The sequence below is a fragment of the Dyella silvatica genome, assembly GCF_026283955.1.
In the GTDB taxonomy this organism is placed as follows: Bacteria; Pseudomonadota; Gammaproteobacteria; order Xanthomonadales; family Rhodanobacteraceae; genus Dyella_C; species Dyella_C silvatica.
The window spans coordinates 54,199-81,051 of record NZ_JAPDPE010000006.1 but is presented as its reverse complement, the minus strand read 5'-3'; the positions used below and the strand labels follow the sequence as shown (position 1 = coordinate 81,051).

The following is a 26,853-nucleotide window of genomic DNA, read 5'->3' as shown; positions in this document are numbered from 1 at the left end:
ACCATATCGACATGCGTGCGTTCTATGCGCGACGCTTCGCCCGCATCGTGCCGTGCCTGCTCGCCATCGTCGCGGTGCTTAGCCTGATGCATCTGCTGGGCGTCACCGACTATGTGATCAAGCGAGACGGCCAAAGCCTGCCGCGCGCCATCTTCGCTGCGCTAGGTCTTCATTTGAACTGGTACGAAGGCATGACCGGCTATCTGCCCGGCGGCTGGGATGTGCTGTGGTCGTTGTCGATCGAAGAAGTGTTTTATCTAGGCTTCCCCATTGTCTGCTTGCTGACTCGCCGTGCCTGGGTGCTGGCGCCCTTGTTGTTTGCGTTCGCACTTACTTTGCCGTGGACACGCGGCGCGCTTGAAGCCAACGAGATCTGGCAAGAAAAAGCCTACCTGCCAGGCATGGCAGCGATCGCCACCGGCGTACTTGGCGCGTTGCTGGTGGCGCATTGGCGCGCACCCCGATGGGCGGTCCATGCTTTCCAGTGGGCCGGCATCATCGGGCTAACCGCTATCTTTACGATCGAAGGCCTGCTCTGGCCGTGGCTAGGCGAGGGCTGCATGCTGCTGCTGACCTTCTCCACGCTGAGCCTGCTGATCGCTTGCGATCAACGGCAGGCGTCAGGCGATAGCAAGCCGTTGCCCGGCTTCGGCTGGCTGCGTGCATGGGGGCGCCTGAGCTACGAGATCTACCTCACTCATATGTTCATCGTGTTCGCCATCGTGCGCCTCTACAAAGCCAACGGCAGCGATGTCGCTTACGGCTTTCTCTGGTACTTGCCCGCACTGCCGCTGTGCTGGCTGCTCGGCGCCGCGATGGAACGCTGGTTGTCCGCACCCGCCGAGCGCTGGTTGCGCGGACGGCGTTATGCGTTGGCGGCAGCTTGATGGCGTTTCGCGAATGCAGCAGATCAGGGCGAGAGTAGGTTGGGCTGAACGAAGTGATGCCCGACATCGAGAGTCGTCGCAAATGGTTGGGGTTCGCTTCGCTCACCTCAACCCACGTGGCTTGGATGAGCTTGGCGCTTTCACTGACTATGACCTTTGACCGATAGCCGCCGTGTTGCCTGTCGTTATGATCGGCTGACCTCTCTTTGGCCTGTCGGCAGGAACGATTATGGATCGCCGCGACTTTCTTCGTTCGTCTCTTTCGCTGGGTGCCGCTACGGGTTTGTTGTCGGGGGCGACGTTGTTTGCGCCGGTGGCGATGGCCGCTTCGCCGAAGAGTCCGCAGGATCCGCAGCACATCAACGATGCCGTGTTATTGGCGGGTGATGACGTGCCACGTTATAGCCGGGACATCATCGCCCGCGTCGATCAGCTGTTGCAGAAGCTGGACAAGTCCAAGGATGCGTATTTGAAGGGCGGCACCGTTGGCGATCTTGAGCAGCGCTTTGCGGCCTTGCTGGGCAAGCAAGATGCGGCGTTTATGCCGACCGGCACGCTGGCCAATCAAGTGGCGTTGCGCTTGTTATGTGGTGAGCACCGGCGTGCGTTGGTGCAGCAGGAAAGCCATGTGTACCGGGATGAGAGCGACGCGGTCACGACGCTGAGCAATATCAATCTTTTGCCCTTGGCACCCGGGCGCGCAGCGCCAAGCTTCGAAGAAGTGGAGGCGGCGATTACGCTGACCGAAAAAGGCGCGTATCCGCTTTCGGTCGGGGCTATTTCCCTGGAAAGCCCGGTGCGCCGCGCCGATGGTGCGATGCTGCCATACGAGTTGGTGTCGAAGATTTCGGCACTGGCGCGATCGAAGGGCATCGGCATGCACCTGGACGGTGCGCGGCTGTTGCTCAATAGCGGGGCGGAGGGTTTTTCTCCCAGCAAGTACAGCGCCTTGTTCGATACGGTTTACGTGTCGCTGTACAAATACCTGGGGGCGCCGTTTGGCGCGATTCTCGCCGGTAGCAAGGAGATGATGGCCAAGGCGCGCGAGACTCGCCACCTATTCGGCGGCACGGTGTATCACGGCTGGGAGCCGGCGCTGTTGGCGCTGGGTACGCTCGATGGTTTTGAGGAGCGCTTTGCGCGGGTGCGTGCGGCGGGCGATCGCTTGCTGGAGAAGTTGTCGGCTATCGAAGGGTTCACCGTAGAGCGGGTCGAGCACGGCACCAATATTCACTTCGTGCACATTGCCGCCGACAAACAGGCTGGCCTGCAAGAGCGCATGAAGTCAGCGAACATCCTTATCCAGGATCTCGAATCCGGCAAGCTGGAGCTGGGCTTTAACGAAACCCTGCTACGACGCGACACCGACTATATCGTCAAGGCCTTCGCCGGATAGTAGCTTGGGCCGAGTGCAGCGATGCCCATCGCAATACGGTCATACTCACAGCTCCAGCAAATCACGCCCGATCACCAGCTTGCCCTTGAAGTGCGGGCGCACGGCATCGCGCCAGGTCTCGTCGCTGATCGCCGGCAGGCCGCCGGGTACGAAGTGGGAGAGCACCAGCGTCTTTACCCCGGCGGCGGTGGCGACACGGCCGACTTGCTCGGCGCTGGTGTGGCTGGCCAGCAGATGCTCGCGCAGATGCTTGGCATCGGGCTCGCTGGCGATCAGTCGATCCAGCGCCGGCATGTACATCACTTCATGCACCAGCACGTCGGCGTTGTGGGCCAGCGTGATCAAGTTATCCGAAGGGCGGGTGTCGCCGGAAATCACGATGCTCCGGTCCGGGCAGTCGAAACGATAGGCGAATGAAGGCACCACGGGCGGATGCTGCACCAGAGCCGCCGTGACTTTGACGCGCTCGTCCTGCATTACGACGCCGGCTGTAGTGAGTTCGTGCGGCACGATCAACGGTGCCAGCGGCGGCCGGCCTTCGTCGGCGATACGCGTTTGGATGTCGCTGTCGTTCATCGCCAGAAAGAGTCGTGTCATCTCTTTCAATGGCGGCGGGCCCCAGGTATCGACACGGGTTTTCAAGGTGGCGGCCCAGGCCAGCCACAGCAGATTGCCGTAGTCGGCGTTGTGGTCGGAGTGCTGGTGGGTAATAAAGACGTTGCGGATGGCATCGAGCTTGAGTTCGGCCAAGACCATTTGCCGGGCCACGCCGTTGCCGCAGTCGATCACGTAGATCACCCCGTCAACGACGATGGCTTGCGCGGGTGCGGCACGGTTGGGTTTGGGGGTGGGGCCGCCCGCGGTGCCGAGCAGGATCAGCCGCGAGCGTGGCGCAGCGGCGAGCAATGGCAGCGGGCAGGCGGCAGCGGCCAGTGTCAGGGCGGCGGCTTGCAGCAGGCGACGGCGTGTCGGGTTGGACGGGTCGTTTTTATGCGTCGGTACGGGCATAGCAGGGCTCTCGGGAGCGAGGCGGTGACTATCGCACGAGGTGCTCGATGCGTTACCTGGCCGTCTAAATGACCGAGACGCCCAGCTCGGCAAGAAACATGGCGGCTTGTGCGCGGGAAATGGTTGCGCCCTTGAAGCGCTTGGCGTCGTTCAGTTCAAAGCCGCTGAGGTCGGCGCCGCGAAGATCGGCACCGGCGAACTTGGCACCAACGATGCGCGCATGGGCGAGGCTGCCGCCTTCGAAAACGGCATCGCGAAAATCGGTGTGGCTGAGGTCGGCGTCGGTGAAATCCAGGTTTTGCAGGGTGGCTTTGCAAAACGACATGCCCGATAGCAGCGCTGCCCGCAGCAAGGTATCGCTAAAGCTAAGGCCGAGGCTGTCGCAATGGGCGAGGTTGGCGCCGGTCAGCTTGCACTCGACGAAGCTGGCATGGGAGAGCTTGGCGCGCAGCCATCGGCTGTTGTTGAAATCGCAGTTGGCAAAGGTGGCGTCCAGCAGGTTGGCTGCTTCGAAAGAAGCTTGCGCACCGCGACAGTTTTTCCAGTGCGTGCCTTCCAGGGCGCTGCCAAGGAAGTGCGTGCCGATCAAGATGCAGCGCTGGAATTCGCAATGATTCAAGCTGAGTCGAGACAGGTCTGCGCCCGAGAAGTCGGTGCCGATGAATCGACGGGGTGTGGGCTCGTCTTGCAGCAGCGCGATGAGTTCGTCGCGGGTCAGCGTTGCGGCCTCGACATCGATCCGTGGGATGTCCTCTGACATGCGTGACGATTCCATGCGCGAACAGGGCTGGTCATTCTAGCCAGCCCGTCATGTTCTATGCGAAGCGGATCAGCGATAGCGGTTAATCGTGTCGCGCAGCTCTTGCGTGGCGGCGCGTGCGGCCTGGGCAAAGTCTTCGCCATTGCTGGCGTAGAGGATGGCGCGCGAGGAGTTGATCATCAGGCCGGTGCCGTTGGCGCTGCGGCCGTGGCGCAGCACGGCTTCGACATCGCCGCCCTGCGCGCCGATGCCGGGCACCAGCAAGGGCATGTCGCCAATCAATGCGCGCACTTCGGCGAGTTGCTCGGGCCAGGTGGCGCCGGTGACCAGGGCGCAATTGCCGTGGGTGTTCCAGTCGCGCGCGATGATCTGCGCCACATGCTGATAAAGCGGTTTGCCGCCGACGTCGAGATCTTGCAGATCGGCCGCGCCGGGATTGGAGGTATGGCAGAGCAGGATCACGCCTTTGTCGGCGCGGTCGAGAAAGGGCTGCGCCGAATCGCGACCCATATACGGGTTGATGGTGACGGCATCGGCACCGTAGCGATCGAACGCTTCGCTGACGTAGTGCTGTGCGGTGCTGCCGATGTCGCCGCGCTTGGAGTCGAGGATGACCGGAATGCCGGGATGCTTGGCATGGATGTACGCGATCAGGCGTTCCAGCGTGTCTTCGGCGCGCAGGGCGGCGAAGTGGGCGATTTGCGGCTTGTAGGCGCAGACCAGGTCGGCGGTGACGTCGACGATGGCGCGGCAGAATTCAAACACGGCATCGGGCTTGCCATGGAATTGAGCGGGGAATTTCGTGGGTTCGGGATCGAAGCCGACGCAGACCAGCGAATGGTTGCGGGTCCATGCTTGTTGTAGTGCTTGCATGAAGTGCATCGGGGGCTCCTTGGAATTTTGGTGTTGCGGGGTGAGGCGGGTTTGACCCCTCCCCAACCCTCCCCTGCGAGCAGGGGAGGGAGTCGTACCTTTAACCCCTCAGCGGGGGCTGATGCTTTTGCCCCTCCCCCTGGCTGCAGGGGGAGGTTGGGAGGGGGTAGCGCTCTTGCCTCCCTTCTCCAATGCCCCTGATCAAAAAGGGGCCGAAGCCTTACACCAGCTTCTTGTACTTCACGCGATGCGGGCGGGCGCCTTCATCGCCGAGACGACGCTTTTTGTCCGCTTCGTACTCGTTGTAGTTGCCGGGGAAGAATTCGACGTGCGAGTCGCCTTCGAACGCCAGGATGTGGGTGGCGATGCGATCGAGGACCCAGCGGTCATGCGAAATCACCATGGCGCAGCCAGGGAATTCCAGCATGGCGTCTTCCAGGGCGCGCAGGGTTTCCACGTCAAGATCGTTGGACGGTTCGTCGAGCAGCAGCACGTTGCCACCCTGCATCAGGGTCTTGGCCAGGTGCAGGCGGCCGCGCTCACCACCGGACAGGCTGCCGACCAGCTTCTGCTGATCGGTGCCCTTGAAGTTGAAGCGGCCGATGTAGGCGCGCGACTGCAACTCGTAGCGGCCGATGGTGATGATGTCGGCGCCGTCGGACACTTCCTGCCACACGTTCTTTTTCGGATCGAGGCTGTCGCGCGACTGGTCGACATAGGCCAGCTGCACGGTATGGCCGCGCTTCACTTCGCCCTGGTCGGGCGTTTCCTGGCCGATGATCAGCTTGAACAGGGTGGATTTACCCGCGCCGTTCGGACCGATCACGCCGACGATGGCGCCCGGCGGCACCTTGAACGACAAGTCGTCGATCAGCAGGCGGTCGCCGAAGGATTTGCTGACGTTGACGAACTCGATCACTTCCTGGCCCAGGCGCTCGCCCGGCGGGATGTAGAGCTCGTTGGTTTCGTTGCGCTTCTGGTATTCGACCGAGTTCAGTTCTTCAAAGCGGTTGATACGCGCCTTGCCCTTGGACTGACGGCCCTTGGCGGCCGAGCGCACCCACTCCAGCTCGCGTGCGAGGGCTTTTTGACGGCCCTTTTCGGCGGCTTCTTCGCGGGCCAGGCGCTCGCCTTTCTGTTCCAGCCATTCGGTGTAGTTGCCCTTCCACGGAATGCCGCGGCCGCGGTCGAGTTCGAGAATCCACTCGGCGGCATTGTCGAGGAAGTAGCGGTCATGGGTGACGGCCACGACGGTACCGGGGTAGCTCTGCAGGAACTGCTCCAGCCAATCCACCGACTCGGCGTCCAGATGGTTGGTCGGTTCGTCGAGCAGCAGCATGTCGGGCTTGGACAGCAGCAGGCGACACAGTGCCACGCGGCGTTTTTCACCACCGGACAGCGGCCCGATCTTGGCGTCCCACGGCGGCAGCCGCAACGCGTCGGCGGCGACTTCCAGCTGACGCTCCAGTGCATGGGCGTCGTTGACGGCGAGAATGCCTTCCAGCTGTTCCTGTTCTTTCGCCAGCTTGTCGAAGTCGGCGCCTTCTTCGGCGTAGGCGGCATACACCTCTTCGAGACGCTTTTGCGCATCGAGCACGTTGGCGACGCCTTCTTCGACCGCTTCGCGCACGGTCTTTTCGGGGTCGAGCTGCGGCTCCTGCGCCAGGTAGCCGATCTTGGTGCCGGGCTGGGCACGGGCTTCGCCCTGAAAGTCGGTATCCACGCCGGCCATGATTTTCAGCACGGTGGATTTACCGGCGCCGTTCACGCCCAGCAGGCCGATCTTGGCGCCGGGGAAGAAGCTGAGCGAAATGTCTTTGATGATTTGACGCTTCGGGGGGACGATCTTGCTCACCCCGTTCATGGTGTAAATGTATTGCGAGCTCATGCTGACTCCCTGGGGGCGTTCCGCAAGCCGCTTGGTCGGCGGCCCGGCAAAGAAAAGGGGAAAAGACCGCCGATTATCGCTGATCGGCCGTTTCCCTGCCATGGCAATTCGGTGACCGCGTGGCCGGGCGGCAGATAAGAAGCGTCTCCGCGGGGGTATCGGGCCTTGCGCCGCCGCGGCCAGCCGCGATGGTGGCGATAGCGGGCATTCGAAGCTCAGCTAGCCGTTGTCGAGCCATCGTCTGGGTCAGCAGGCATGGCTGCTGATCAGTCGGCGATTTTCTTCGCCATCCCATTGAAACCAAAGGAGTCTAGCGCCTGCTGCTTGGGATCGGCGCGTGGGTCGCGCGTGGTCAGGCCGCGACTTTGTCTTGGCGCGGCGGGTATTCCAGCGGCTGCCTGTGCAAGCACTCCCGTTGTTCGTCGTTTTGCCATAAGCCGGCCCGGGCAGGTCATCGCGGGCTTTCATGCTTTCCCTTTGCGCTGGTCGACAGATGACGAAGGGAAAACAATGAATCGCGCGACAGCGTTGCTGGATCGGGTGACCCCGCTGCGGCGGCTACAGCAACTGGATCGCCGCACGGCGCGCTGGGCGCGGCCGCGTGGTCGGTGGGCAGTCGCCCTGCACGAGTTTGTCTGCTTCGGGGTAAAGCAAGCCTCAGCCTGTTTGTTTGGCGGTTGCATGGTGGCGTTGCTATGTCTGACCTGGGCCTTCTATCCGTCCGCGGCGTGGCTGGCGCGCTACGACTTTTTGACCGTGGCGGCGCTGCTGATTCAAGGCGGCTTGCTGGCTGCGCGGCTGGAGAGCCGCGAAGAGGCCAGGGTGATCTTGCTGTTTCATCTAGTCGGCACGGCGATGGAGGTGTTCAAGACCGCCATGGGCTCGTGGGTTTACCCCGAGGCGTCGGTGCTGCGCATCGGCGGGGTGCCGCTATTCACCGGCTTTATGTATGCCGCCGTGGGTAGCTATCTGGCGCGTGCCTGGCGGCTGTTCGAGTTTCGCTTCACGCGCCATCCGCCGCTATGGGCGGGCATGGCGCTGTCGGTGGCGATTTACCTGAACTTCTTTAGCCACCATTTCTTGCCCGATGCCCGGCCGTTGCTGTTCTTGGCCTTGGCGCTGTTGTTCGGGCCGACTTGGGTTCATTTCCGCATCCGTGATGCGCATCGCCGCATGCCCTTGCTGCTTGGGCTGTTGCTGGTGGCCTTGTTTATCTGGTTTGCCGAGAACATCGGCACCTTTACCCAGGCCTGGCGTTACCCCCACCAGCATCAGGCCTGGAGCATGGTGCCGCTGTCCAAACTGGGCGCCTGGCTGCTGTTGCTGATCATCAGTTACGTCATGGTCTGGGCCGTAGCCGAGCGCACTGCCGGGACGGTGGCTGCAAATGCCCATGGGAGCTACACTTTCCGGCCTTCCCCGCTTGCCACGCACAGAGGTCAGGATGTTCCCGAAGAACGATACGATCGCCGGTTATGACGACGAACTGGCCAAGGCCATTGCCGACGAAGCCCGTCGCCAAGAAGACCACGTCGAGCTGATCGCCTCGGAGAACTACACCAGTCCCCGTGTGATGGAAGCCCAGGGCTCGGTGTTGACCAACAAATACGCCGAGGGTTATCCCGGCAAGCGTTATTACGGCGGTTGCGAATATGTCGACGTCGCCGAGAAGTTGGCGATCGAGCGCCTCAAGCAATTGTTCGGCGCCACCTATGCCAACGTGCAGCCGCATTCGGGCTCGCAAGCCAATCAGGCGGTGTACTTCGCCTTGCTCAATCCAGGTGATTCCATTCTCGGCATGAGCCTGGCCCATGGCGGGCATCTGACCCACGGCGCCAAGGTCAATATCTCCGGCAAGCTGTTCAATGTGGCGCAGTACGGCGTCAACGAGCAGGGCCTGATCGACTACGCCGAAGTCGAGCGCCTCGCCGACGAGCACAAGCCGAAGATGATCGTCGCCGGTTTCAGCGCCTATTCGCAGGTGGTGGACTGGGCGCGTTTCCGCGCCATTGCCGACAAGGTCGGTGCCTATCTGTTCGTGGATATGGCGCACGTCGCCGGCCTGATCGCCGCCGGCGTATACCCGAACCCGGTGCCGCATGCGCACGTGGTCACCTCGACCACCCACAAGACCCTGCGTGGTCCGCGCGGCGGCTTCATCATCGCTGCCGGCCTGAGCGAAGAGCACGAGAAGAAACTGCAATCGATCGTCTTCCCGGGTATCCAGGGCGGCCCGTTGATGCATGTCATCGCCGCCAAGGCCGTGGCGTTCAAAGAGGCGCTGGAACCCGAGTTCAAGGCTTACCAGCAGCAGGTCGTGAAAAACGCCAAGGCGATGGCCAAGACCCTGATCGCGCGTGGCTATAACGTGGTCTCCGGCGGTACCGAGAATCATCTGATGCTGGTCGACATGATCGGCCGCGAAGTCACCGGTAAAGACGCCGAGGCCGCTCTGGGCAAGGCGCATATCACGGTCAATAAAAATGCCGTGCCGAACGATCCACGCTCGCCCTTTGTCACCTCGGGCCTGCGCGTCGGCACCCCGGCCATCACCACGCGCGGCTACCAAGAAGCCGACGTGATCGAGCTGACGAACTGGATCTGCGATGTGCTGGATGCGCCGGGCGACGAAGCGGTGATCGCCAAGGTCCGTGAGAGCGTGACGGCGCAGTGCAAGAAGTTTCCGGTGTATGGCTGAGAAACTGGGAATCGGGAAGGGGCTGACGGGAATCCTTGAAGATTCCTGTTTCGTATGCGTTTCTCGATTCCCGGTTCGCTAGATGCATTGCCCCTTCTGCCAGCACGAAGACACTCGTGTGATCGATTCGCGGCTAGCCGAGGACGGCTCGACCGTGCGTCGCCGGCGCGAGTGTCCGCAATGCGGCGAGCGCTTCAATACCTTTGAGACCGCCGAGCTGAAGCTGCCCACCGTGGTGAAAAGCGGCGAGCGGCGCGAAACCTTTGACGAGCGCAAGCTGCGGGTGAGTTTCGAGCGGGCCTTGCAGAAGCGGCCGGTGACTACCGATGCGGTGGATGCGGCGGTGCGCACCATCATCAACGACTTGCGCAAGAGCAGCGAGCGCGAAGTGCCTTCGCGCCAGGTCGGCGAGCTGGTGATGCGCGAGTTGAAGAAGCTCGACCAGGTCGCCTACGTGCGTTTTGCCTCGGTGTATCGCAAATTCGAAGACGTGCAGGCGTTTCGCGAGGAAATCGAAAAGCTGGAACGCGACCTGCCGGGGCTGGAGCATTTGCAGTTGTCACTGCTGGGCGAGGGCGGCGGACGTCGCGGCAAGAAAAGCTAGGCGCCTTTGTCCAGGCGCTTGGACCGGCGCCAGCCCGGTGGTGCGACAATAACGGGTATGCCTATACCTTCGTCGCCGTTTACCTCACTCGACCATCTTCATATGGCGCAGGCCTTGCGCCTGGCCGAACGCGGTCTTTACAGCACCCAACCCAACCCCCGCGTCGGCTGCGTCATTGCCGATAGCAGTGGGGTCATCGGCAGTGGCTGGCATCAGCGCGCCGGTGAGCCACATGCGGAAGTGTTCGCCCTGCGCGAGGCCGGCGCGCGCGCACGCGGCGCCACCGCCTATGTGACGCTGGAACCCTGCGCGCACTACGGCCGCACGCCGCCCTGTGCGGATGCCTTGGTCGCGGCCGGGGTGGCCCGTGTGGTGATTGCCGCGGAAGATCCCTTCCCGCAGGTCGCCGGGCGTGGCATCGAAAAGCTTCGCGCCGCCGGCATCGTGGTGGATACGGGTTTGATGCGTGAGCCCGCGCGCGAACTCAATATCGGTTTCTTCAGCCGGATCGAACGCGGCCGCCCGTGGCTGCGAGTGAAACTGGCGATGAGTCTGGACGGCCGTACCGCGCTGGCGAATGGCGAGTCGAAATGGATTACCGGCGAGGCGGCACGCGAGGATGTGCAGCGCTGGCGTGCACGCAGTTCGGCGATCCTCACCGGCAGTGGCACGGTGCTGGCGGATGATCCGCGTCTGACGGTGCGGCTAGGCGCGTCAGCGGATACCGTCGGCGCTGGTTTTATCCCGCCGCTGCGGGTGGTGCTGGATCGCCGATTGCGCACGCCATCAGGCAGTCACCTATTGGACGGCAGCGCGCCGACCTTGCTATTGCATGCGCCACAGGCAAGCGCCGTCGATCCGCGCTTTGCCGCGGTCGAATGCGTCAGCGTGGCAGAGCATGACCAGGCGCTGGACCTGCATGCCGTGCTGGCCTTGCTGGCTGAGCGCGGGTGCAACGAAGTCCATGTCGAGGCGGGCCCGACCTTATGCGGCGAACTGTTCGCCGCGGGGCTGGTCGATGAGTTGCTGCTGTATGTGGCGCCGCTGTTGTTGGGCGACCGCGCGCGGCCGTTACTGTGCCTGCCGCCGCTGACCGACATGGCGGCCCGTTGGCAACTGCGTACGCTCGATCAGCGCCAGCTGGGTAGCGATATACGCTTGTTACTGCGTCCGAAAATTTCGTAAGGAATGACTTCATCATGAGAGACAGCAGCGAGAGGGCGGCAGCCGGGCTTACCCCCGCCGAACGCGCGGCTTTTCGCGAGCAGGGTTACCTGATTCGCCGGGTGCTCGACGATGCCAGCGTTGCCCGTTACGTGGCGGCGGTGGAAGCGTCGCGCAGCGAACGCGCCGATGCCCGGCGCATGAGCAACCTGCAATTTCTACAGCCGGGTAAAGACGTGCGCGGCGTGCAGGACATCATCTGCAACGAGGCCATTGTCGGCCTTTGCGGCGAGCTGCTCGGCGAGGGCATTGTCATTGACGGCGCCTCGCTGTTTTACGGTGAGGCCGGTATCGACTATCGCCAGGGCTGGCATCGCGATGTGATGCAGGTGCCGGATGAGCAGATCGACCCCGCCTGGTTCAGCGATAGCTATCACTTCAACTACGTGCAGGTGAATGTGCCGCTGACGCGCGACCCCTGCCTATGGATTGTGCCGGGCAGCCATCGCCGCGCCTTGACTGCGCAAGAGCGGGCAGTGTTTGGCAACACCGAGAAGATGGCGCCGGTCGATGCCGGTGAGCTGAGCGACGGCCTGCAAATCGTGCTGCAGCCGGGCGAGGCGGTGTTTTATAACAACTACACCGTGCATCGCGGTTACGCCGGCGTGCTGAGCGAGCGCCGCATCACCATCCACCTGGGATTCCACTCCCGCCTGCACGAGCCCACTTGTCATTTCGGCGTGCTCGACCACAGCCAATACACGCCTGAATATCTCGACACACTCGATGCCAGGGTGCGCGCCGCGTTGCAGTTGCACTTGGCTGAGCGTGCGCGTCATCCCGAGGTCGATGTTTTTCACGCGTACCATCAGCAATTCATTCGCCAGGAGTTCAAGACCACATGACCTCAGCTCATATCGAACCGATGCAGGCTGTTCGCTGGGGCATCATCGGCTGCGGCGCCGTGACCGAGGTCAAGAGCGGGCCGGGTTTCAGTACGACCGCGAACTCGTCGCTGGTGGCGGTGATGCGCCGCGATGGCGAGAAGGCGCGCGATTACGCCCAGCGCCATGGTGTGCCGGCCTGGTATGACGATGCCGCGGCGCTGATCGCCGACCCGCAGGTGAATGCGATCTACGTGGCCACGCCGCCCTCCACGCATAAGCAGTACGCGCTGATGGCTATCGCCGCGGGCAAGCCGGTGTATGTGGAAAAGCCGATGGCGATGAATGCGGCCGAATGCGCTGAGATCATGCAGGCCGGGCGCGCGGCGGGGGTGCCGGTGTTCGTGGCGTATTACCGCCGCATGTTGCCGCGCTTTCGCAAGGTGCGCGAACTATTGTTTGACGAGCAGGTGATCGGTACCCCGCGTATCGTCAACACGATGCTGTACGAGCCGCATCATCCGCGCTACCACGATCCGAAAAACCTACCCTGGCATGTGCAGCCGGATATCTCCGGCGGCGGCATTTTCATGGATATCGGCTGCCATACCCTGGATATTCTCGACTGGCTGTTCGGCCCGATCGTTGCCGCCAGCGGGCATGCCAGCAACCAGCTCAAGGCGTATTCGGTGGAAGATACCGTGGCGATGTCGTTCGCCTTTGCCAACGGCATGCTGGGCACCGGGCTGTGGAATTTCGACAGCCCAATCCATCACGATCAGATCGAGGTCATTGGTACGTATGGCCGCATCTCGTTCGCTACCTTCGGCAATGGGCCGATTCGCGTCGAGAACGCGAAGGGGATCAGCGAATGGAAGATCGAGAACCCGTTGCATATCCAGCAACCGTTGATCGAAAGCATCGTCGCCGAACTGACCGGCCAGATGGGCGCCTGCCCATCGACAGCCGACAGCGGCGCACGCACGAACTGGGTGATGGACCAGGTGCTGCGCGACTACCGCCAGCAGATGGCGGGCGGTAATCGCTAAGGTGGTTTCAGCGTGCCATTGCCCAATCGATGGCGGCGTCGAACAGGTGTAAACCTTCGGGGGTGAGATTGTCGAAGGTTTCGTTGTCGAGGAAAAACATCACCCGCCGCGCGGGCGCCAGCGATTCGTAGTCCATCGTGGCGCCTTTTTCATAGCCGAAGATGGCGACCTTTTCCGGCTGGCCCGCGACGGTGGCGATGATGCTTGCGCCGAGCCCGGGCTTGCCCCAATTCATCGGCGCGTTCTTGACGTAAACGTTGACGATGCCGGCGGCTAGCCCGGCCGCCAGTGGATGCGGCGCATTGACCAGCCATGCTGTTTGGTGAGCTTGCCGAAGTCGGTGTCCGGGCGCTTGCCGCTCATAGCCATATCGTCAAGCAGATCGCTTTCCCAGGTGACCATGGGGGCCGGTGTGTTGCGGTAGGCGTCGAGCAGGTCGCGTGAGCGCACCGTGGACGACAGCACGACCAGATCGAAATCCTTGGCCTTGGCCGCAGGCTGATACTGGTCGTACAGCGTGACGGCAAAGCCGCGTGCGCTGAGATGCTGTTCGATTTTCTGATCGTAGGCCAGGCTTTTGCCGTCTTTGCGCACGACCAGCAAAACCGTTTTGGCCGCACCGGCCGCTGTAGCTTGTGTCGATGCCAGTGCGAAACCGCAGAGCAGGGTGAGTGCTACGAGTGCGCGCTTGAAGGTGCTTTTCGAAGTCATGCTGCGATGTCTCACAAGTCGATTTTCAACGTCAGCTTGGCGGTGCGTGGCAGCCCCATGGCCAGGCGATTGTTGCCGGTGGCGGCCCAGTAACGTTTGTCGGTGAGGTTGTCGATATTGAGCTGCCACAACACGCGCTTGCCGAGCATCACGGTGGCATAGCGCGCGCCGATGCCGGCCAGGGTGTAGTTGTCGATATAGCCCTGATTGGCGTTGTTCAGCGGGCGGCGTCCGGTGAAATACAGGCCGCTGTTGAGTGCAAGGCCGGGTACGTATGGCACGGCATATTCGGCGAACAGGCTAGCGGTTACCGTGGGGGTGTTTTCCGGCGTCTTGTCTTGCAGTGCGGCGTTGATGTCGCGAAAGCGTGCTTGCAAATACTGCGTGGAGAATTGCAACGACCATGCGGGCGACAGCTGGCCTTGCCCGCTCAGTTCGACACCGCGGTAGCGCAGGCGGCCGCTTTGCACGAATACATTGCGCTCGTTGACGTAGCTGGCCGCGCGATCGATATCGAAGACGGCGCCAGAGAGCAGCCATCGATCACTGGGTTGCCAGCGAATGCCGAGTTCTTGCTGCTTGCTGATCGATGGCGGCAGGGCTTCGTTGACGTTGTTCGCGGTATTCGGTGCACGGTCGCCTTGTTCGATGCCGGTGGCATACGAGGCGTAAGCCATCAGCGCCGGATTGAATTTGTAGATCAGTGCCGCCAGCGGCGTGGTCTTGTTGGCCTTATAACTATTGCTGCCCTGGTCGCTGGTATAGCGGGTGTAGCGCGCGCCGAGAATCGATTGCCAGTGCTCTGAAAAGGTCAGCCGATCGGTCACGTATGCACCGCGATCGATGGCATTCAAGGCCGGCGTCACCGTGGTCTTGCTGATCGGCAGCCACGGCACCGCCACCGGCGCATAAAGATTTTGCACACCGGTGAATTGACCGGTTACGGTTTGCTCTTGGTTCGATTTCGTCTGCGCCGCGCCGAGAGTCAGTTCGTGACCGATGGCGCCGATGGCAAAACTGCCGAACAGCTCGGCGCGCAGGTTCTGGTTGTTCCAGCTGGCACCGCTTTGGCGGTTGCCGCTCAACGTGCCCTGGCCGGTGAGCGGGTTGTAGTTCTTGATCTCGGTGAAAGCGCGGTTATCGCGAGTGACGTCGGCGCGGCCGGCCTCCAGCGTCGCCAGCCACTGCGCGCTGAGGGCGTAGTCGGCATGCAGTAAAACGTTATGCCCATGCGCGGCAAAGTCAGCCCAGGCAGGCGACAGCCGCTTGCTCGGATCGGGCATGCGCGGCAGCGTGATGCTGCCATTCTTCGCGGCGGGCTGGGTAATCACACTTTGCTCGCCGATTTTCTTGTGGAAATACTCCAGGTCGGCGCGCAGGTTGAGCCTGTCGTTGACTTGCCAGTCCAGCGCCGCGCTGGCCATGCGCTTGTCGCCGTCGATGCCAGCCACCGGCGATTGCAGACTGCCACCCGCGATATTCACGCGTGCGCCATATTGCTGGCGCTCGCCGAAGCGGCGGCCGACATCGAGCTGGCCGATGCTGCCGCCGTTGTTGTCGATGCTCAGGCCTAGTGTGGTGATCGGTTGTTGGCCCGCTCGCTTGGTCACCATGTTGACCACGCCGCCGGGCGCGGTGTAGCCGTAGTACAGCGCGGATACACCCTTGAGCACTTCGACCCGCTCTTTATCTTCCAGCGGCAGTTCGGTGAGATTGAGCAGCGGCAGCGAGCCGTTGAGCCGATAATTGCTGCGGTTGTCCAGCGTTATGCCGCGCATGGCCAGATGATCGAACACCTCGCCGCTCAACTGTTGCTTGGTAACGCCGGCGGTATTGCGCAATACGTCGTACAGGCTGACGTCGGCCTGGGCGTCGAGCAGGTCGCGGGTGGCGACGTTGATGGTGGCCGGCACATCCATAATCGACTGATCGCGAAAGGCGCCGACGCCGACCCGCTGGCCGAGCAGGCCTTTGTCGGCATGGCCATGCACATCGACCGATGACAGCGTGGAAACGGACGGTTCGATCGGGCCGGCCTGGGCATGCGCGCACGCCGCGACCAGACCCAGAGCCGTGAGGCTGACGGGATATCGCATGGGTAATCCTTGAATGGATTCCGAGTGCCTGGGTGGGTCTGGCGGTCGACGTGCCTGCGGCTGGAATCATTTGAATGATAATGATTCGCAATAATATGCGGATCGACCGCAAAGAACAATGGCTAGCGTGTCGGCCAGGTGTCTGCGGCCGGTAGCTGCATCAGCGGGCGAGTGCTGGATGCCGCTGATCGCGGCGCCAGGGCATGGCGCATCGATGCGCGCGACGGCTAAGCGCCACTGTCCCCTTGCTGGCAGGTGACGGTGGCGCTTATGTGTTCGAGCGGTGCTTACGCCTTGAAGTCGATACCGATCTTGCCGAAATGCTTGGCGGCGACCAGATGATCGAAGGCCTCGCGCAGCTGGCCGAAGCCGAACACGCTATCCAGCACCGGCTCCAGGCGGGTGGCCTCGATGGCCTGGATCATTTGCTCGTGCATTTCCAGCGATGCGACGGAGATGCCTTGCAACTGCACGCGCTTGAGGATGGCCTTGGTCAACGAGAACGTGGCCTCGATGCCGCTCATGAAACCGACCAGGCCGATAAAGCCGTGCATGCGAACAGCCTCCAGCGACTGCCCCAGCGTGGCGGCGCCTACCGTTTCGACCACCACATCCACGCCGCCGCCGGTGGCCTGGTAAACGGTGCTGCCCCATTGCGTATCGTTGACGTAGTTGATGCCGATATCGGCGCCCAGGGCCTTGGCGCGGGCAAGCTTTTCATCGCTGGAAGAAAGCACGATGACGCGGGCGCCGCGCAGTTTGGCGAACTGCAGGGCAAACAAGGAGACGCCGCCGGTGCCGAGCACCAAGACCGTCTGGCCGGTGGTCAGCCGAGCCTGCTCCAACGCCTGCCATGCGGTCAGCGCGGCAATCGGCAAGGTGGCCGATTGCACACTGGAAAGATGTGCCGGTGCCCGCGCCAGGGAGTACGCGTCGAAGCAGGCCAGTTCGCGCATCACGCCTTCGGCCGGGCCGCCAATGTCGGCGCCTTCCCATTCCGGCCGCATCGAGCCGGCCAGCCAGCGCGATTTGTAGAACGTGGTGACGCGGTCGCCGGGCTTGAAGCGAGTGACTGCGCTGCCGACTTCCTGCACGGTGCCGGCGCCGTCGGAGACCGGCACGATCGGCAAGTTCACCCCGCGATAAAGCTGGCCGATGGCCAGCAGGTAGTCGCGATAGTTGAGCGAGGCGGCCTCCATCCGTACCAGCACCTCGTTCGGGCCGGGGCGGGGCGTGGGCAGCTCGGCGTCATGTAAATGGTCCAGGCCGAAGGCAGTGAGTTGAATGCTGCGCATAAGGGTCATCCGTATGCAGTGGGAATGACGGCATGGTCCGCTTAACCGTATCAGGTGATAATCCATCGATATGACATATCTTTTATTCACTGCATGAATAAATCCTTCGAGCTGACGCCGACCCGTTTACGCGAGTTGCGCGGCTTTGCCAGCGCCGCCCGGTTGCTTAATTTCTCGCTGGCGGCGCGCGAAAACGGCTGCACGCCCTCGGTGCTGAGCCGGCGCATGGCCTCGCTGGAGGACGTGGTCGGCGGCAAGTTGTTTTTACGCACCACACGGCGAATGACCCTGACCACACGCGGCGAGCAATTGCTGCTGCACTGCCAGCGGCTGGATACGGTGGTGGCTGCGCTGGCGGCCGAGCTACGTCCGCAGGAAGGCGAGCCTGCGGGGCGTCTTTGCCTGCACTTGCCGGCCGCTTATGGCCGCGCCTGCGTGGCGCCTTTGCTGGCGTCATTCATGCGCAGCCATCCGCAGATCCGGGTAGAGGCGATTTACGACGATGCCTATGTCGACCTGGTCGCGGCCAAGGTCGACCTGGTGGTGCGGGTGGGGCAACTGGCCGATACGCAGCTGGTGGCGCGGCGCGTGGGCACGATGCGGCGTTATCTGTGCGCCTCGCCGGAATACCTGGCCGCGGCGCCGGCGCTGACTGACCCGGCCGATCTCAAGGCGCATCGCTGCCTTGCGTTCAACGGCTTGCGCACCGGCACCTTGTGGCAATTCAGCCAGCAACGGCGGCGCCGTTCGGTGCGTATCGACCCGGTGTTGTCGAGCAATGATTCCCATGCGGTACGCGACGCTGCGCTGGCCGGGGTGGGCATCGCCTTGCAGGGCGACTACATGGCGGATGCGTTGATTGCGCAGGGCCGCCTGGTCGAGGTGCTGCCGCAGTGGCAGCTGAGCACTTCGCCGATTCATTTGTTGTGGCTGCCGGGAGCCGACCGTAGCCCCGCCTTGCGCCGCTTGATCGATTTTTTGATCGAAAGCGTGAACAGGCCCTAGCTCGGCCGCCGTCCGCCTGGCGAAACACGCTGTCCGGTTGTGCCGGTTCGGGCGATCCGGGCGATGGTGTTAGACTCGCACCGCCAGTCTGACTGGCAAAAACCATACGACGTCTTCAGGGCGGGGTGGAATTCCCCACCGGCGGTAGGTGCGCAAGCACGAGCCCGCGAGCGCTTTCGCAAACATCGCGAAAGGTCAGCAGATCCGGTTTGATGCCGGGGCCGACGGTTTGGCCAGCTCCGTTAGCGGGGCTGGCTCATAGTCCGGATGAGAGAAGACGGTATGGCGCTCACCTTCGCGGGTGCGCGCCTGCCATACGCCTTGGGGCGTACTCGCTGTTATTTTTTTGCGGAGTACGTTTCATGTCTTCCATGCAGTTTTCAAACCGCCGCATCTCCCCGCAGGGAGCATGCTGATGTTTACCGGCATCATTCAAACGGTGGGCCGTATCGCGCGCATTGAACCGCGTGGCGGCGATGTGCGTTTAGCCGTCGATACCGCCGCTCTCGATCTCTCCGATGTGCAACTGGGCGACAGCATTGCGGTGTCCGGCGTCTGCCTGACCGCGGTGACGCTGGAGCCGCGCGGCTTTAGTGCCGATGTCTCCAACGAAACCCTGTCGCTGACCACCTTGGGTAAGCTCAAGGCGGGCGATCCGGTCAATCTGGAAAAAGCGCTGCGCCTGGCCGACCGCCTCGGCGGCCATCTGGTGTCCGGCCATGTGGATGGCCTGGGCAAAGTGGTTTCGGTCACCCCGGACGGTCGTTCGCAGCGCTGGACGTTCGAGGTGCCGGCGGCATTGTCGCGCTATATCGCCGCCAAGGGCTCGGTATGCATCGATGGCACCAGCCTGACGGTCAACGAAGTGGCCGGTCATCGCTTTGGCGTCAATCTGATTCCGCACACGGTCGAACACACCGCATTCCACGCGCGCCGCCCCGGTGACGCGGTGAACATCGAGGTGGATGTCGTCGCGCGTTATGTCGAGCGCTTGCTCAGCAGCGGCGAGGCGCCGAGGTTGGACGAGGCCTTTTTGAAGCAGCACGGCTTCGCCTGATTCCGGCGTTGCTTCGCCCCTTTGCCGAACAGCGCAGGGGGAGCATTTCATTTCAAGGAACAACGCATGTCATTCAATACGATTCCAGAAATTCTCGACGATATCCGCGCCGGCCGCATGGTGGTGATTCTTGACGACGAGGATCGCGAGAACGAGGGCGATCTGATCATGGCCGCGCAAATGGTGCGGCCGGAAGATATCAATTTCATGGTGCGCGAGGCGCGCGGCCTGGTTTGCCTGACCTTGACCGAGCAGCGTACGCAGCAACTGGGCCTGCGCCCGATGGTTAGCGATAACACCTCGTCGTACCACACCAATTTCACCGTCTCGATCGAGGCGGCCGAAGGCGTCACCACCGGCATCTCGGCGCATGACCGTGCGCACACGATCCAAGTCGCGGTGAAAGCGGATGCCAAGCCGCAGGATCTGGCCCAGCCAGGGCATATTTTTCCGCTGACCGCGCAGCCGGGCGGTGTGTTGACCCGCGCCGGGCATACCGAGGCAGGTTGCGATCTGGCGGCGCTGGCGGGTCTTGAGCCGGCGGCGGTCTTGATCGAGGTGCTGCATGAAGACGGCTCGATGGCGCGCCGCCCCGAGCTGGAAGTGTTTGCGAAAAAGCATGGTTTGAAGATCGGCTCCATTGCCGACCTGATTCGCTACCGGCAGCAAACCGAGAAGACCGTGCAGCGTGTGTACGAAGAACAAGTGCAGACGGAGTTCGGTCCGTTCCGCCTGGTCGCTTATCGCGATGTGATCCGCCAGGGCCTGCATTTTGCCTTGGTGCGTGGCACGGTCGACGACGGCGCGCCGGTGTTGTCGCGGGTGCATGTGCGCAACACCTTGTCCGATGTCTTGCATCTGCAGCGCGACGACCTGGGTTTGACGGTGACCGCCGCATTGCGCCGCATCGCCGATGAAGACCGCGGCGTACTACTGGTGCTATCGGGCGAAGACACGCCCGAGGTGCTGTTGCGCCGGCTTAGCGGGCAGCCGCAAACCCAGGCGCCGGAAGAGTTGCAGCGGCGAGAGTGGCGGCAGCATGGCTTGGGCGCGCAGATGCTCACCGACCTGGGCGTGCATCGTTTGCAGGTACTTGGTACGCCGCGCAAGCTGGTCGGCCTGGGCGGTTTTGGCCTGGAAGTGGTTGGTTACGTCTGAGCATAAGCCGGCCTGGCTACGCCAGGCCGGAGCAGGGCGCCATATTTGTGCCCGCTCGATGCCACATGCTGCTGTCCATACTCAAGCTCCCATCACTGCACACTCGATACCCATGACCCAGGTCCGTCTGTTCGCCCCCTCCGGCTACCCGCACAACCGCGCTGCGATGACTCGTGGGGTCGCCCGCCTGCACGCCGCCGGTTGCGCGGTGGATGGGCTGGAGGTGCTCGATCGCAGCGAGCTTCGCTACGCCGGCAGCGATGCCGAGCGTGCCGCCGATATCAATCAGCTGGCCAGCTGCGAAGTGCTGCCAGACATCGCCTTGATGATCCGTGGCGGCTACGGCGCGACTCGTCTGCTGGAGCATCTGCATTACGACGCCCTGCGCGAGCGCCTGACCGGTGCGTCCAGCGCGATCGTCGGGCATAGCGATTTCACCGCCTTGCAGCTGGCGCTGTATGCCAAGAGCGGTTTGTGCACCCTGGGTGGCCCGATGCTGGGGCCGGATTTTGGCGCCGAAACCCTTAGCGGACTGACCTTGCCGCATTTCTGGCGCACCGTGCGTTCGGCGCAATCGGAGGCGGCGTGGTCGTGCAGCGATGCGGCTGGCCTGGGCGAGGCGGAGCTGGATCTGCACGGCCCGCTATGGGGCGGCAATCTGGCGGTGCTGTGCAGCTTGTTGGATACGCCGTACTTTCCGCGTATCGACGATGGCATTTTGTTTATCGAGGACGTCGGCGAGCCGCCGTTCCGGATCGAGCGCTTGCTGTATCAATTGCACCTCTCCGGCGTGCTCGGGCGGCAGCGCGCGCTGATCCTGGCGGATTTCACCGACTGCCGGCCCAGCGCTTATGACAATGGCTACGGGCTGGCCGAGGGCTTTGCCCAGCTGCGCCGGATCGCCGGTATCCCGGTACTCGATGGCATGCCGTTCGGCCACGAGCCCGACAAATTCACCTTGCCGTTTGGCGCGCCGGCGCGGTTGCGTGTATCGGCCGGGCGGGCCCATTTGTCATTCAGCGGTTATCCGCACCTGCCGTCGCTGGCCTGACAGGGAGAGTCACTTTGAAGGCTTACAAGATTAATGCCGCTGATTTCCAGCCACTCGCTACCGGGCACGGCGCCTGTTTTGCCACCGACATGATTACGGTCGAGGGTCACGCGGTGGGCTATTGCTACCGGGAGGCGCCGGACAACGAGATCGATAGCGGTTGGCGGTTTTTATCCGGTCTGGAATCGGATGAATACATGGACGATTCAGACAATTTAGCTATTTATGACGTCAATACGATCGCCAACTACGACCCGGCCATTGTCGCTTTGCTGGGCGCGCCTGTCGGCAGTGCTTTTGAGCGAGGGAGCGACGGCGAGCATTTTGTGCCGGTCGATTTCGAGCCGGTCGAGGATTGAAACCGGCGCGGCGCCCGCCAGCGCCGGCACGCGACCCCGTAAACCCGTAAAATACCCTGCCCGCATGGGCTAGAAGCCCAGTAAGGAACACATTCAGTATGAAGATTATCGAAGGCGATTTCGCCACGCCGAAAGGCCATTTTGCCATTGTTGCGGGCCGTTTCAACGGTTTCGTCGTGGAGCCCCTGGTGGCCGGTGCCCACGACGTGCTGGTGCGTCACGGCGTCAAAGACGACGCTATCGAGCTGATTCGCGTGCCGGGTGCCTGGGAAATCGCCCTGGCCGCGCACAAGCTGGCCAACTCCGGCAAATACGCCGCCGTCATCGCCCTGGGTGCGGTCATCCGTGGCTCCACCCCGCATTTCGACTACGTTGCCGGCGAGTGCGCCAAGGGCCTGGCCCAGGCCGCTTATAGCTCCGGCGTGCCGGTGGCCTTTGGCGTGCTGACCACCGACAGCATCGAGCAGGCGATCGAGCGCTCCGGCACCAAGGCGGGCAACAAGGGCGCCGATGCCGCCATTGCCGCGCTGGAAATGGTCAACCTTTATGCGCGGTTGAAGTGATGAACCAGCGCCCCGAAGGTATCGATCTGGCCGCTCGCTCACGCGCCCGTCGCCGTGCGCTGCAGGCGCTGTATGCGTGGCAGCTCAGTGGCAGTCACATGACCGCGGTGATCGAGCAGTTTCGCCACGAGCAAGATATGGAAGTGGCCGACCTCGGCTATTTCGAAGATCTGCTGCAAGGCGTCGCCAAGCATCTCAATGAACTGGACGAAGGCCTGAAGCCGTTTGTCGATCGCGAGGTAGCGCAAATCGATCCGATCGAACGCGCGGTGCTGCGCCTGGCGGCCTATGAGCTGAAGTTTCGCCCCGATGTGCCATACCGGGTCATCCTCAACGAAGCCATCGAAGTGACCAAGCGCTTCGGCGCCGACCACGGCCATAGCTACGTCAATGGCGTGCTGGATAAATTGGCCACCTCGTGGCGGGCGACGGAAAAACGCGGCTGATGCCAGATTCGACGATGGGGCAGATGACCCGGCAGATTCCCGAGCTCGAAACGGCGCGCCTGCGCCTGCGCGCGCATCGCGCCGACGACTTTGAAACCTGCCTGGCGATCTGGTCGTCGCCGGAGGTCACTCGCTTTATCGGTGGCCGTCCGTTCAATGCCGAGGAGGTCTGGGATCGCTTGATGCGCTATGCCGGATTCTGGAGCCTGCTCGGCTTCGGCTATTGGGCGGTCGAAGAAAAAGACAGCGGCCGCTATATCGGCGATATCGGTTTTACCGATCTCAAGCGCGACATCGAACCGCGCCTGGATGGCATGCTGGAGTTCGGCTGGGTGCTGGCGCCGCAGGCCCATGGCAAAGGCTATGCAAGCGAAGTGGTGGCCGCGGTTATCGACTGGGGGCAGGCTCATTTCACCGACCGTCGTGCCGTATGCATTATCTCGCCGGACAACCTCGCTTCGATTCGCGTGGCCGAGAAAGCTGGATTCCAGCGCCTACAGGAAACCACGTACCACGGTAAGCCGACGGTGATTTTTTCTCGCTGAAACGCAAGTCGTTCTGCGCTACAAACCGCACGAAAGGCTTGAGCGACTGATAGGCGCTTAGATGGAATTCGACCTGATCGAACTGATTCGCCGCCGCACTGCGCAGAGTCGTGACGATGTGCGTCTAGGCATTGGCGACGATGCCGCCGTGCTGGCGCCGCCGCCGGGGCAGGAGCTGGCGGTAGCCATCGATACGATGGTCGAGGGTGTGCACTATCCACCAGGTACCGCGCCGGCCGACATCGGCTGGAAAGCCTTGGCGGTGAATCTGTCCGACCTGGCCGCGATGGGTGCCAGCCCGGCCTGGGCTTTGCTGGCGCTGACCTTGCCTCGGCCTGATCCGGAATTCATCGAAGGCTTTGCCGAGGGCTTTGCGCAGTTGGCGCAGCCGTATCGTCTGGCGTTGATCGGCGGCGACACCACCCGCGGGCCGATGACCATCAGCGTCGCGGTGCATGGTTTTGTCTCGCCCGGCAAAGCCTTGCTGCGTTCGGGGGCCCGCGTCGGCGATGCCGTGCTGGTCACTGGAACCCTGGGCGATGCGGCCGCCGGCTTGCAGTTGCTGCAGCGTGGCGGGCGTATCGATGAAAACGATGCGCGGCAGGTTTTTTTGCTGGAGCGCCTGAATCGCCCCACGCCGCGCCTGTCCACCGGCATGGCCTTGCGCGAGCGGGCGACATCCTGCATCGATGTATCCGATGGTTTGCTGGCCGATCTCGGCCATATTTGCGTAGCCAGCGGTGTGGCCGCCGAGATCGACGCGGTGTTGCTGCCGCTATCGCCGGCTTTGCACGATGTGTTCGATGACACTGCTGCGCGCGATTTTGCCTTGAGCGGCGGCGACGATTACGAGCTGTGCTTTACCGTACCCGCAGCGCGCGTCGCCGAGGTGCAGGCCGACCTGGCCCGGCTAGGCTGTGGCGCGACGCGGATTGGCCGCATCGTCGAAGGCAGCGGGGTGCGCGTGCGCGACGTGGATGGTCAATGGCTGGAAACCGCCGGTCAGGGCTGGGATCATTTCGCCGCATGAGCGCCAAGAAAATTCTCACCGTCGAACAACGCCGCGCCTTGCTTGCTAGCCCAGCCGGCTGGCTGGCCTGCGGCTTCGGTTCGGGGCTGACCCCGCTAGCGCAGGGAACCTTCGGTTCTTTAGCTGCGTTGCTGCCGTGGCTGTGGTTGCGCGAGCTGAGCCTGCCTTGGTACGGCGCGGTCTTGCTGTTGGGTTTCGTCATCGGCGTATGGGCCTGCAACATCGCCGGGCGCGCGATTGGCGTGGACGATCATCGCAGCATCGTCTGGGACGAATTCATCGGCCAATGGATTGCCTTGATTCCAGCGTTGCTTGCGCCGTGGTGGGCCATCGTGGCGGGGTTTGTCTTGTTTCGCCTTTTCGATGTGTGGAAACCCTGGCCGATCAGCTGGCTCGACCGGCATCTCAAAGGCGGTCTGGGGGTGATGGTGGACGACGTTGTCGCCGGCATCTTTGCCGCGCTCGTGCTCGGCATGTTGTTGCACTGGCTGCCGTTCTAGTCGCCGGTTTTCGTTGACGCATAGGCCCGCTGCCGGACTGATCCGGAGCGTCGTCATGCTTGCTTGAAACTGACGTTGCGACGCGTCGGTTTCGTCGACGTTGTCACGATATAGCCGTCCACAGACGCGCACCCTGTCGTACCGCTGGCGCTGGCCGCGGTTCCCACTTCCCCGTAGACATGACATGGAGATTGCATGAAGAACGTAAGCGTTTCCGTAGCTTTGCAAGTACTGAGTGTGGCGCTCGCCGCAGCGCTTTATCCGCAGTTGAGTCTGGCTGCCGGCATGTCCACCGGCCATGTGTACTACGTGGCCACCAACGGTCTGGATACGAATGCCGGCACGCTGGATGCGCCATGGCGCACGGTGCAGCGCGCGGCCAACAGCGTGATGCCAGGCGACACGGTGTATGTACGCGGCGGTGTGTATAACGAGACGGTCGATGTACCCACCTCGGGTTCGGCCGCGGCCGGTCCGATTACTTTTTCCAGCTATCCGGGTGAAACCGCGGCGCTCAGCGGCAAAGGGCTTTCGATACCTGCCAGCGCCATGCGCGGCGTGTGGAATCTGGCTGATCGCAGTTACGTCACGATCCAGGGTTTCGATGTGGGTTATTACTCCGCGTCGAGCACCACCTCGACACCGATAGGCATTTATATCAGCGGTGCGGGCAGCTATATCAGCCTGCTCAACAATCATGTCCACGATATCGTCAACACGGTCGAGAGCTGCCCCAATGGCAATGCGTTCGGCATCGAGGTGTATGGCAGTCGCGCGCCGGCATCGATCAATAACCTGGTCATCAGCGGTAACGAAGTGGATCACCTGCGCACCGGTTGCAGCGAGTCGCTGTCGCTGACCGGCAATGTCGAGCAGTGGACCATTTCCAATAACCTTGTGCATGACAACGACAACATCGGTATCGCTGCCCTGGGTTTCGAGAACGCCGCGCCGAATATCGGCGGCGTTATCTATGACCAGGCCCGCGATGGGGTGATCTCCGGCAATACGGTGTACAACATCAGCTCGCAGACCAATGGTGCCTATAGCCCCGGCGATTTCTCCAGCGACGGCATTTACGTGGAAGGCGGTACCCGAGTCACCGTCGAGCGCAATCGAGTGCATCACGTCGATATCGGCATCGAGCTGGCCTGCGAAACCGCCAACAAGCTGACCAGCGCCGTTATCGCGCGAAACAACCTGGTGTATCTGTCCAACTCGGCGGGTATTTCGATCGGTGGCGCGAGCAACAAGAATGGCGGCACGGCGAACGCGACCATCGTCAATAACACGCTGTTTCAGAACGATAGCCAGGGCACTGGCAGTGGTGAGTTCCAGATTCAATTCCACGTCAGCGGCACCGTGTTCGAAAACAATGTGATCTATGCCAACAGCAATGGCCTGCTGGTCAATTTCTGGCCGAGCAAGACGCAGAATCCGGGTTACAGCACGCCGGGTACGATCGATCACAATTTGTATAACGCGGCCGGCAGCCTGGATAACGCCAATTGGGTTTGGCTTGGTTCGTCGTATACCGATGTGGGCTCTTACCGTAAGGCCAGCAGTGTCGATGCGCTGACACTTACCGCCGACCCGCAGTTGCTCAGTACCACCACGCCTGACCTGCATGTGGGCGCGGCATCGCCGGCTCGCGGCGCCGGACTGGTGTTGCCGTCGACCGTGGTCGGTAGCGTGGACTACGACGGAAATCCACGGTTGAGTGGCGCTGGCCTTATCGATATCGGTGCTTATCAGCAGCCGTAAGCTGGGATCGTTGTGCGCCGGGCCTGGTTAAATCCAGGCCCGGTTTGGACGTCTAAACATAT

27 protein-coding genes and 1 riboswitch are annotated in these 26,853 nt (G+C 62.5%); of the genes, 19 read left to right on the top strand and 8 right to left on the bottom strand.

Going from position 1 to position 26,853, the window contains the following annotated elements; translation table 11 throughout:
- Positions 1-887: acyltransferase family protein (locus OUZ52_RS02435; protein WP_266156712.1), on the top strand; the 887-nt coding region annotated here is incomplete at its 5' end.
- Positions 888-1,116: 229 nt separating this feature from the next.
- Positions 1,117-2,283 carry a threonine aldolase family protein gene (locus OUZ52_RS02430; protein ID WP_266156711.1) on the top strand — a complete coding sequence of 389 codons (1,167 nt, stop codon included), beginning with the start codon at positions 1,117-1,119 and terminating at the stop codon, positions 2,281-2,283.
- Between the two features lie 45 nt (positions 2,284-2,328).
- Here the strand turns inward: OUZ52_RS02430 and OUZ52_RS02425 are convergent, their stop codons facing one another.
- From OUZ52_RS02425 to ettA, 4 genes are all read right to left on the bottom strand, one after another.
- A complete protein-coding gene (locus OUZ52_RS02425; RefSeq protein ID WP_266156710.1) occupies positions 2,329-3,291 on the bottom strand; it encodes an MBL fold metallo-hydrolase in 963 nt (320 codons plus the stop codon).
- A 64-nt stretch (positions 3,292-3,355) separates the two neighbouring features.
- Positions 3,356-4,051, bottom strand: a complete 696-nt coding sequence (locus tag OUZ52_RS02420; RefSeq protein ID WP_266156709.1) for a pentapeptide repeat-containing protein — start codon at positions 4,049-4,051, stop codon at positions 3,356-3,358.
- 69 nt (positions 4,052-4,120) lie between these two features.
- Positions 4,121-4,933 (bottom strand): orotidine-5'-phosphate decarboxylase, encoded by an 813-nt coding sequence (gene pyrF / locus OUZ52_RS02415; protein WP_266156708.1) that lies wholly within the window; start codon positions 4,931-4,933, stop codon positions 4,121-4,123.
- Between the two features lie 211 nt (positions 4,934-5,144).
- Positions 5,145-6,812: an energy-dependent translational throttle protein EttA gene (gene ettA, locus OUZ52_RS02410; protein ID WP_266156707.1), complete on the bottom strand. Its 1,668-nt coding sequence runs from the start codon at positions 6,810-6,812 to the stop codon at positions 5,145-5,147.
- Positions 6,813-7,322: 510 nt separating this feature from the next.
- On the opposite strand from ettA, the gene OUZ52_RS02405 reads away from it, so the two are divergent.
- The 6 genes from OUZ52_RS02405 (at position 7,323) to OUZ52_RS02380 (ending at position 13,211) form a co-directional block, all read left to right on the top strand.
- Positions 7,323-8,291 (top strand): DUF817 domain-containing protein, encoded by a 969-nt coding sequence (locus OUZ52_RS02405; RefSeq protein WP_266156706.1) that lies wholly within the window; start codon positions 7,323-7,325, stop codon positions 8,289-8,291.
- Positions 8,257-9,510: a serine hydroxymethyltransferase gene (gene glyA, locus OUZ52_RS02400; RefSeq protein WP_266156705.1), complete on the top strand. Its 1,254-nt coding sequence runs from the start codon at positions 8,257-8,259 to the stop codon at positions 9,508-9,510. The genes OUZ52_RS02405 and glyA overlap by 35 nt, the downstream gene beginning before the upstream one ends.
- An 82-nt stretch (positions 9,511-9,592) precedes the next feature.
- The gene (gene nrdR, locus OUZ52_RS02395) at positions 9,593-10,114 is read left to right on the top strand and encodes a transcriptional regulator NrdR (protein WP_266156704.1); all 522 of its coding nucleotides are present in this window, start codon (positions 9,593-9,595) and stop codon (positions 10,112-10,114) included.
- Between the two features lie 102 nt (positions 10,115-10,216).
- On the top strand, positions 10,217-11,299 hold the full coding sequence (gene ribD, locus OUZ52_RS02390) for a bifunctional diaminohydroxyphosphoribosylaminopyrimidine deaminase/5-amino-6-(5-phosphoribosylamino)uracil reductase RibD (RefSeq protein WP_266156717.1): 1,083 nt from the start codon (positions 10,217-10,219) through the stop codon (positions 11,297-11,299).
- Between the two features lie 14 nt (positions 11,300-11,313).
- On the top strand, positions 11,314-12,183 hold the full coding sequence (locus OUZ52_RS02385) for a phytanoyl-CoA dioxygenase family protein (RefSeq protein WP_266156703.1): 870 nt from the start codon (positions 11,314-11,316) through the stop codon (positions 12,181-12,183).
- Positions 12,180-13,211, top strand: a complete 1,032-nt coding sequence (locus OUZ52_RS02380) for a Gfo/Idh/MocA family protein (RefSeq protein ID WP_266156702.1) — start codon at positions 12,180-12,182, stop codon at positions 13,209-13,211. Before OUZ52_RS02385 ends, OUZ52_RS02380 begins: the two co-directional genes overlap by 4 nt.
- Positions 13,212-13,218: 7 nt before the next feature.
- On the opposite strand, the gene OUZ52_RS02375 is transcribed toward OUZ52_RS02380, so the two are convergent.
- From OUZ52_RS02375 to OUZ52_RS02360, 4 genes are all read right to left on the bottom strand, one after another.
- The gene (locus OUZ52_RS02375; protein WP_266156701.1) at positions 13,219-13,446 is read right to left on the bottom strand and encodes a hypothetical protein; all 228 of its coding nucleotides are present in this window, start codon (positions 13,444-13,446) and stop codon (positions 13,219-13,221) included.
- Between the two features lie 38 nt (positions 13,447-13,484).
- A complete protein-coding gene (locus OUZ52_RS02370) occupies positions 13,485-13,922 on the bottom strand; it encodes a hypothetical protein (protein ID WP_266156700.1) in 438 nt (145 codons plus the stop codon).
- An 11-nt stretch (positions 13,923-13,933) separates the two neighbouring features.
- Complete coding sequence (locus tag OUZ52_RS02365) at positions 13,934-16,018, bottom strand: TonB-dependent siderophore receptor (RefSeq protein ID WP_266156699.1); 2,085 nt, start codon at positions 16,016-16,018, stop codon at positions 13,934-13,936.
- 287 nt (positions 16,019-16,305) lie between these two features.
- A complete protein-coding gene (locus OUZ52_RS02360) occupies positions 16,306-17,313 on the bottom strand; it encodes a zinc-dependent alcohol dehydrogenase family protein (protein ID WP_266156698.1) in 1,008 nt (335 codons plus the stop codon).
- A gap of 93 nt (positions 17,314-17,406) precedes the next feature.
- Here OUZ52_RS02360 and OUZ52_RS02355 point away from each other — a divergent pair, with 93 nt between their 5' ends.
- The 11 genes from OUZ52_RS02355 to OUZ52_RS02305 all read left to right on the top strand — a co-directional run bounded on the left by OUZ52_RS02355 (position 17,407) and on the right by OUZ52_RS02305 (position 26,791).
- Positions 17,407-18,318: a LysR family transcriptional regulator gene (locus tag OUZ52_RS02355; RefSeq protein ID WP_266156697.1), complete on the top strand. Its 912-nt coding sequence runs from the start codon at positions 17,407-17,409 to the stop codon at positions 18,316-18,318.
- A gap of 107 nt (positions 18,319-18,425) precedes the next feature.
- Positions 18,426-18,601: riboswitch (FMN riboswitch) on the top strand.
- 132 nt (positions 18,602-18,733) lie between these two features.
- Complete coding sequence (locus OUZ52_RS02350; protein WP_266156696.1) at positions 18,734-19,375, top strand: riboflavin synthase; 642 nt, start codon at positions 18,734-18,736, stop codon at positions 19,373-19,375.
- 66 nt (positions 19,376-19,441) lie between these two features.
- Entirely contained in the window at positions 19,442-20,533 is a 1,092-nt protein-coding gene (gene ribBA / locus OUZ52_RS02345) for a bifunctional 3,4-dihydroxy-2-butanone-4-phosphate synthase/GTP cyclohydrolase II (RefSeq protein ID WP_266156695.1), read from the top strand.
- A gap of 112 nt (positions 20,534-20,645) precedes the next feature.
- Positions 20,646-21,584: an LD-carboxypeptidase gene (locus OUZ52_RS02340; protein WP_425493766.1), complete on the top strand. Its 939-nt coding sequence runs from the start codon at positions 20,646-20,648 to the stop codon at positions 21,582-21,584.
- A gap of 14 nt (positions 21,585-21,598) precedes the next feature.
- Positions 21,599-21,943 (top strand): DUF2185 domain-containing protein, encoded by a 345-nt coding sequence (locus OUZ52_RS02335; protein WP_266156694.1) that lies wholly within the window; start codon positions 21,599-21,601, stop codon positions 21,941-21,943.
- Between the two features lie 98 nt (positions 21,944-22,041).
- Complete coding sequence (ribH, locus tag OUZ52_RS02330; RefSeq protein ID WP_266156693.1) at positions 22,042-22,506, top strand: 6,7-dimethyl-8-ribityllumazine synthase; 465 nt, start codon at positions 22,042-22,044, stop codon at positions 22,504-22,506.
- A complete protein-coding gene (gene nusB / locus OUZ52_RS02325; protein WP_266156692.1) occupies positions 22,506-22,952 on the top strand; it encodes a transcription antitermination factor NusB in 447 nt (148 codons plus the stop codon). The genes ribH and nusB overlap by 1 nt, the downstream gene beginning before the upstream one ends.
- Positions 22,952-23,497: a GNAT family N-acetyltransferase gene (locus tag OUZ52_RS02320; protein WP_266156691.1), complete on the top strand. Its 546-nt coding sequence runs from the start codon at positions 22,952-22,954 to the stop codon at positions 23,495-23,497. The genes nusB and OUZ52_RS02320 overlap by 1 nt, the downstream gene beginning before the upstream one ends.
- Positions 23,498-23,558: 61 nt before the next feature.
- The gene (gene thiL, locus OUZ52_RS02315) at positions 23,559-24,527 is read left to right on the top strand and encodes a thiamine-phosphate kinase (protein ID WP_266156690.1); all 969 of its coding nucleotides are present in this window, start codon (positions 23,559-23,561) and stop codon (positions 24,525-24,527) included.
- Positions 24,524-25,027 carry a phosphatidylglycerophosphatase A family protein gene (locus OUZ52_RS02310; RefSeq protein WP_266156689.1) on the top strand — a complete coding sequence of 168 codons (504 nt, stop codon included), beginning with the start codon at positions 24,524-24,526 and terminating at the stop codon, positions 25,025-25,027. Before thiL ends, OUZ52_RS02310 begins: the two co-directional genes overlap by 4 nt.
- A gap of 195 nt (positions 25,028-25,222) precedes the next feature.
- Positions 25,223-26,791: a right-handed parallel beta-helix repeat-containing protein gene (locus OUZ52_RS02305; RefSeq protein ID WP_266156688.1), complete on the top strand. Its 1,569-nt coding sequence runs from the start codon at positions 25,223-25,225 to the stop codon at positions 26,789-26,791.
- Positions 26,792-26,853: the final 62 nt, after the last annotated feature.

What these genes read in the sequence shown, in the direction of transcription:
- OUZ52_RS02430 (WP_266156711.1), top strand. Translation starts at nt 1,117, where the DNA reads ATGGATCGCCGCGACTTTCTTCGTTCGTCTCTTTCGCTGGGTGCCGCT.
- OUZ52_RS02425 (WP_266156710.1), bottom strand. Translation starts at nt 3,291, where the DNA reads ATGCCCGTACCGACGCATAAAAACGACCCGTCCAACCCGACACGCCGT.
- OUZ52_RS02420 (WP_266156709.1), bottom strand. Translation starts at nt 4,051, where the DNA reads ATGTCAGAGGACATCCCACGGATCGATGTCGAGGCCGCAACGCTGACC.
- pyrF (WP_266156708.1), bottom strand. Translation starts at nt 4,933, where the DNA reads ATGCACTTCATGCAAGCACTACAACAAGCATGGACCCGCAACCATTCG.
- ettA (WP_266156707.1), bottom strand. Translation starts at nt 6,812, where the DNA reads ATGAGCTCGCAATACATTTACACCATGAACGGGGTGAGCAAGATCGTC.
- OUZ52_RS02405 (WP_266156706.1), top strand. Translation starts at nt 7,323, where the DNA reads ATGAATCGCGCGACAGCGTTGCTGGATCGGGTGACCCCGCTGCGGCGG.
- glyA (WP_266156705.1), top strand. Translation starts at nt 8,257, where the DNA reads ATGTTCCCGAAGAACGATACGATCGCCGGTTATGACGACGAACTGGCC.
- nrdR (WP_266156704.1), top strand. Translation starts at nt 9,593, where the DNA reads ATGCATTGCCCCTTCTGCCAGCACGAAGACACTCGTGTGATCGATTCG.
- ribD (WP_266156717.1), top strand. Translation starts at nt 10,217, where the DNA reads ATGGCGCAGGCCTTGCGCCTGGCCGAACGCGGTCTTTACAGCACCCAA.
- OUZ52_RS02385 (WP_266156703.1), top strand. Translation starts at nt 11,314, where the DNA reads ATGAGAGACAGCAGCGAGAGGGCGGCAGCCGGGCTTACCCCCGCCGAA.
- OUZ52_RS02380 (WP_266156702.1), top strand. Translation starts at nt 12,180, where the DNA reads ATGACCTCAGCTCATATCGAACCGATGCAGGCTGTTCGCTGGGGCATC.
- OUZ52_RS02375 (WP_266156701.1), bottom strand. Translation starts at nt 13,446, where the DNA reads ATGAATTGGGGCAAGCCCGGGCTCGGCGCAAGCATCATCGCCACCGTC.
- OUZ52_RS02370 (WP_266156700.1), bottom strand. Translation starts at nt 13,922, where the DNA reads ATGACTTCGAAAAGCACCTTCAAGCGCGCACTCGTAGCACTCACCCTG.
- OUZ52_RS02365 (WP_266156699.1), bottom strand. Translation starts at nt 16,018, where the DNA reads ATGCGATATCCCGTCAGCCTCACGGCTCTGGGTCTGGTCGCGGCGTGC.
- OUZ52_RS02360 (WP_266156698.1), bottom strand. Translation starts at nt 17,313, where the DNA reads ATGCGCAGCATTCAACTCACTGCCTTCGGCCTGGACCATTTACATGAC.
- OUZ52_RS02355 (WP_266156697.1), top strand. Translation starts at nt 17,407, where the DNA reads ATGAATAAATCCTTCGAGCTGACGCCGACCCGTTTACGCGAGTTGCGC.
- OUZ52_RS02350 (WP_266156696.1), top strand. Translation starts at nt 18,734, where the DNA reads ATGTTTACCGGCATCATTCAAACGGTGGGCCGTATCGCGCGCATTGAA.
- ribBA (WP_266156695.1), top strand. Translation starts at nt 19,442, where the DNA reads ATGTCATTCAATACGATTCCAGAAATTCTCGACGATATCCGCGCCGGC.
- OUZ52_RS02340 (WP_425493766.1), top strand. Translation starts at nt 20,646, where the DNA reads ATGACCCAGGTCCGTCTGTTCGCCCCCTCCGGCTACCCGCACAACCGC.
- ribH (WP_266156693.1), top strand. Translation starts at nt 22,042, where the DNA reads ATGAAGATTATCGAAGGCGATTTCGCCACGCCGAAAGGCCATTTTGCC.
- nusB (WP_266156692.1), top strand. Translation starts at nt 22,506, where the DNA reads ATGAACCAGCGCCCCGAAGGTATCGATCTGGCCGCTCGCTCACGCGCC.
- OUZ52_RS02320 (WP_266156691.1), top strand. Translation starts at nt 22,952, where the DNA reads ATGCCAGATTCGACGATGGGGCAGATGACCCGGCAGATTCCCGAGCTC.
- thiL (WP_266156690.1), top strand. Translation starts at nt 23,559, where the DNA reads ATGGAATTCGACCTGATCGAACTGATTCGCCGCCGCACTGCGCAGAGT.
- OUZ52_RS02310 (WP_266156689.1), top strand. Translation starts at nt 24,524, where the DNA reads ATGAGCGCCAAGAAAATTCTCACCGTCGAACAACGCCGCGCCTTGCTT.
- OUZ52_RS02305 (WP_266156688.1), top strand. Translation starts at nt 25,223, where the DNA reads ATGAAGAACGTAAGCGTTTCCGTAGCTTTGCAAGTACTGAGTGTGGCG.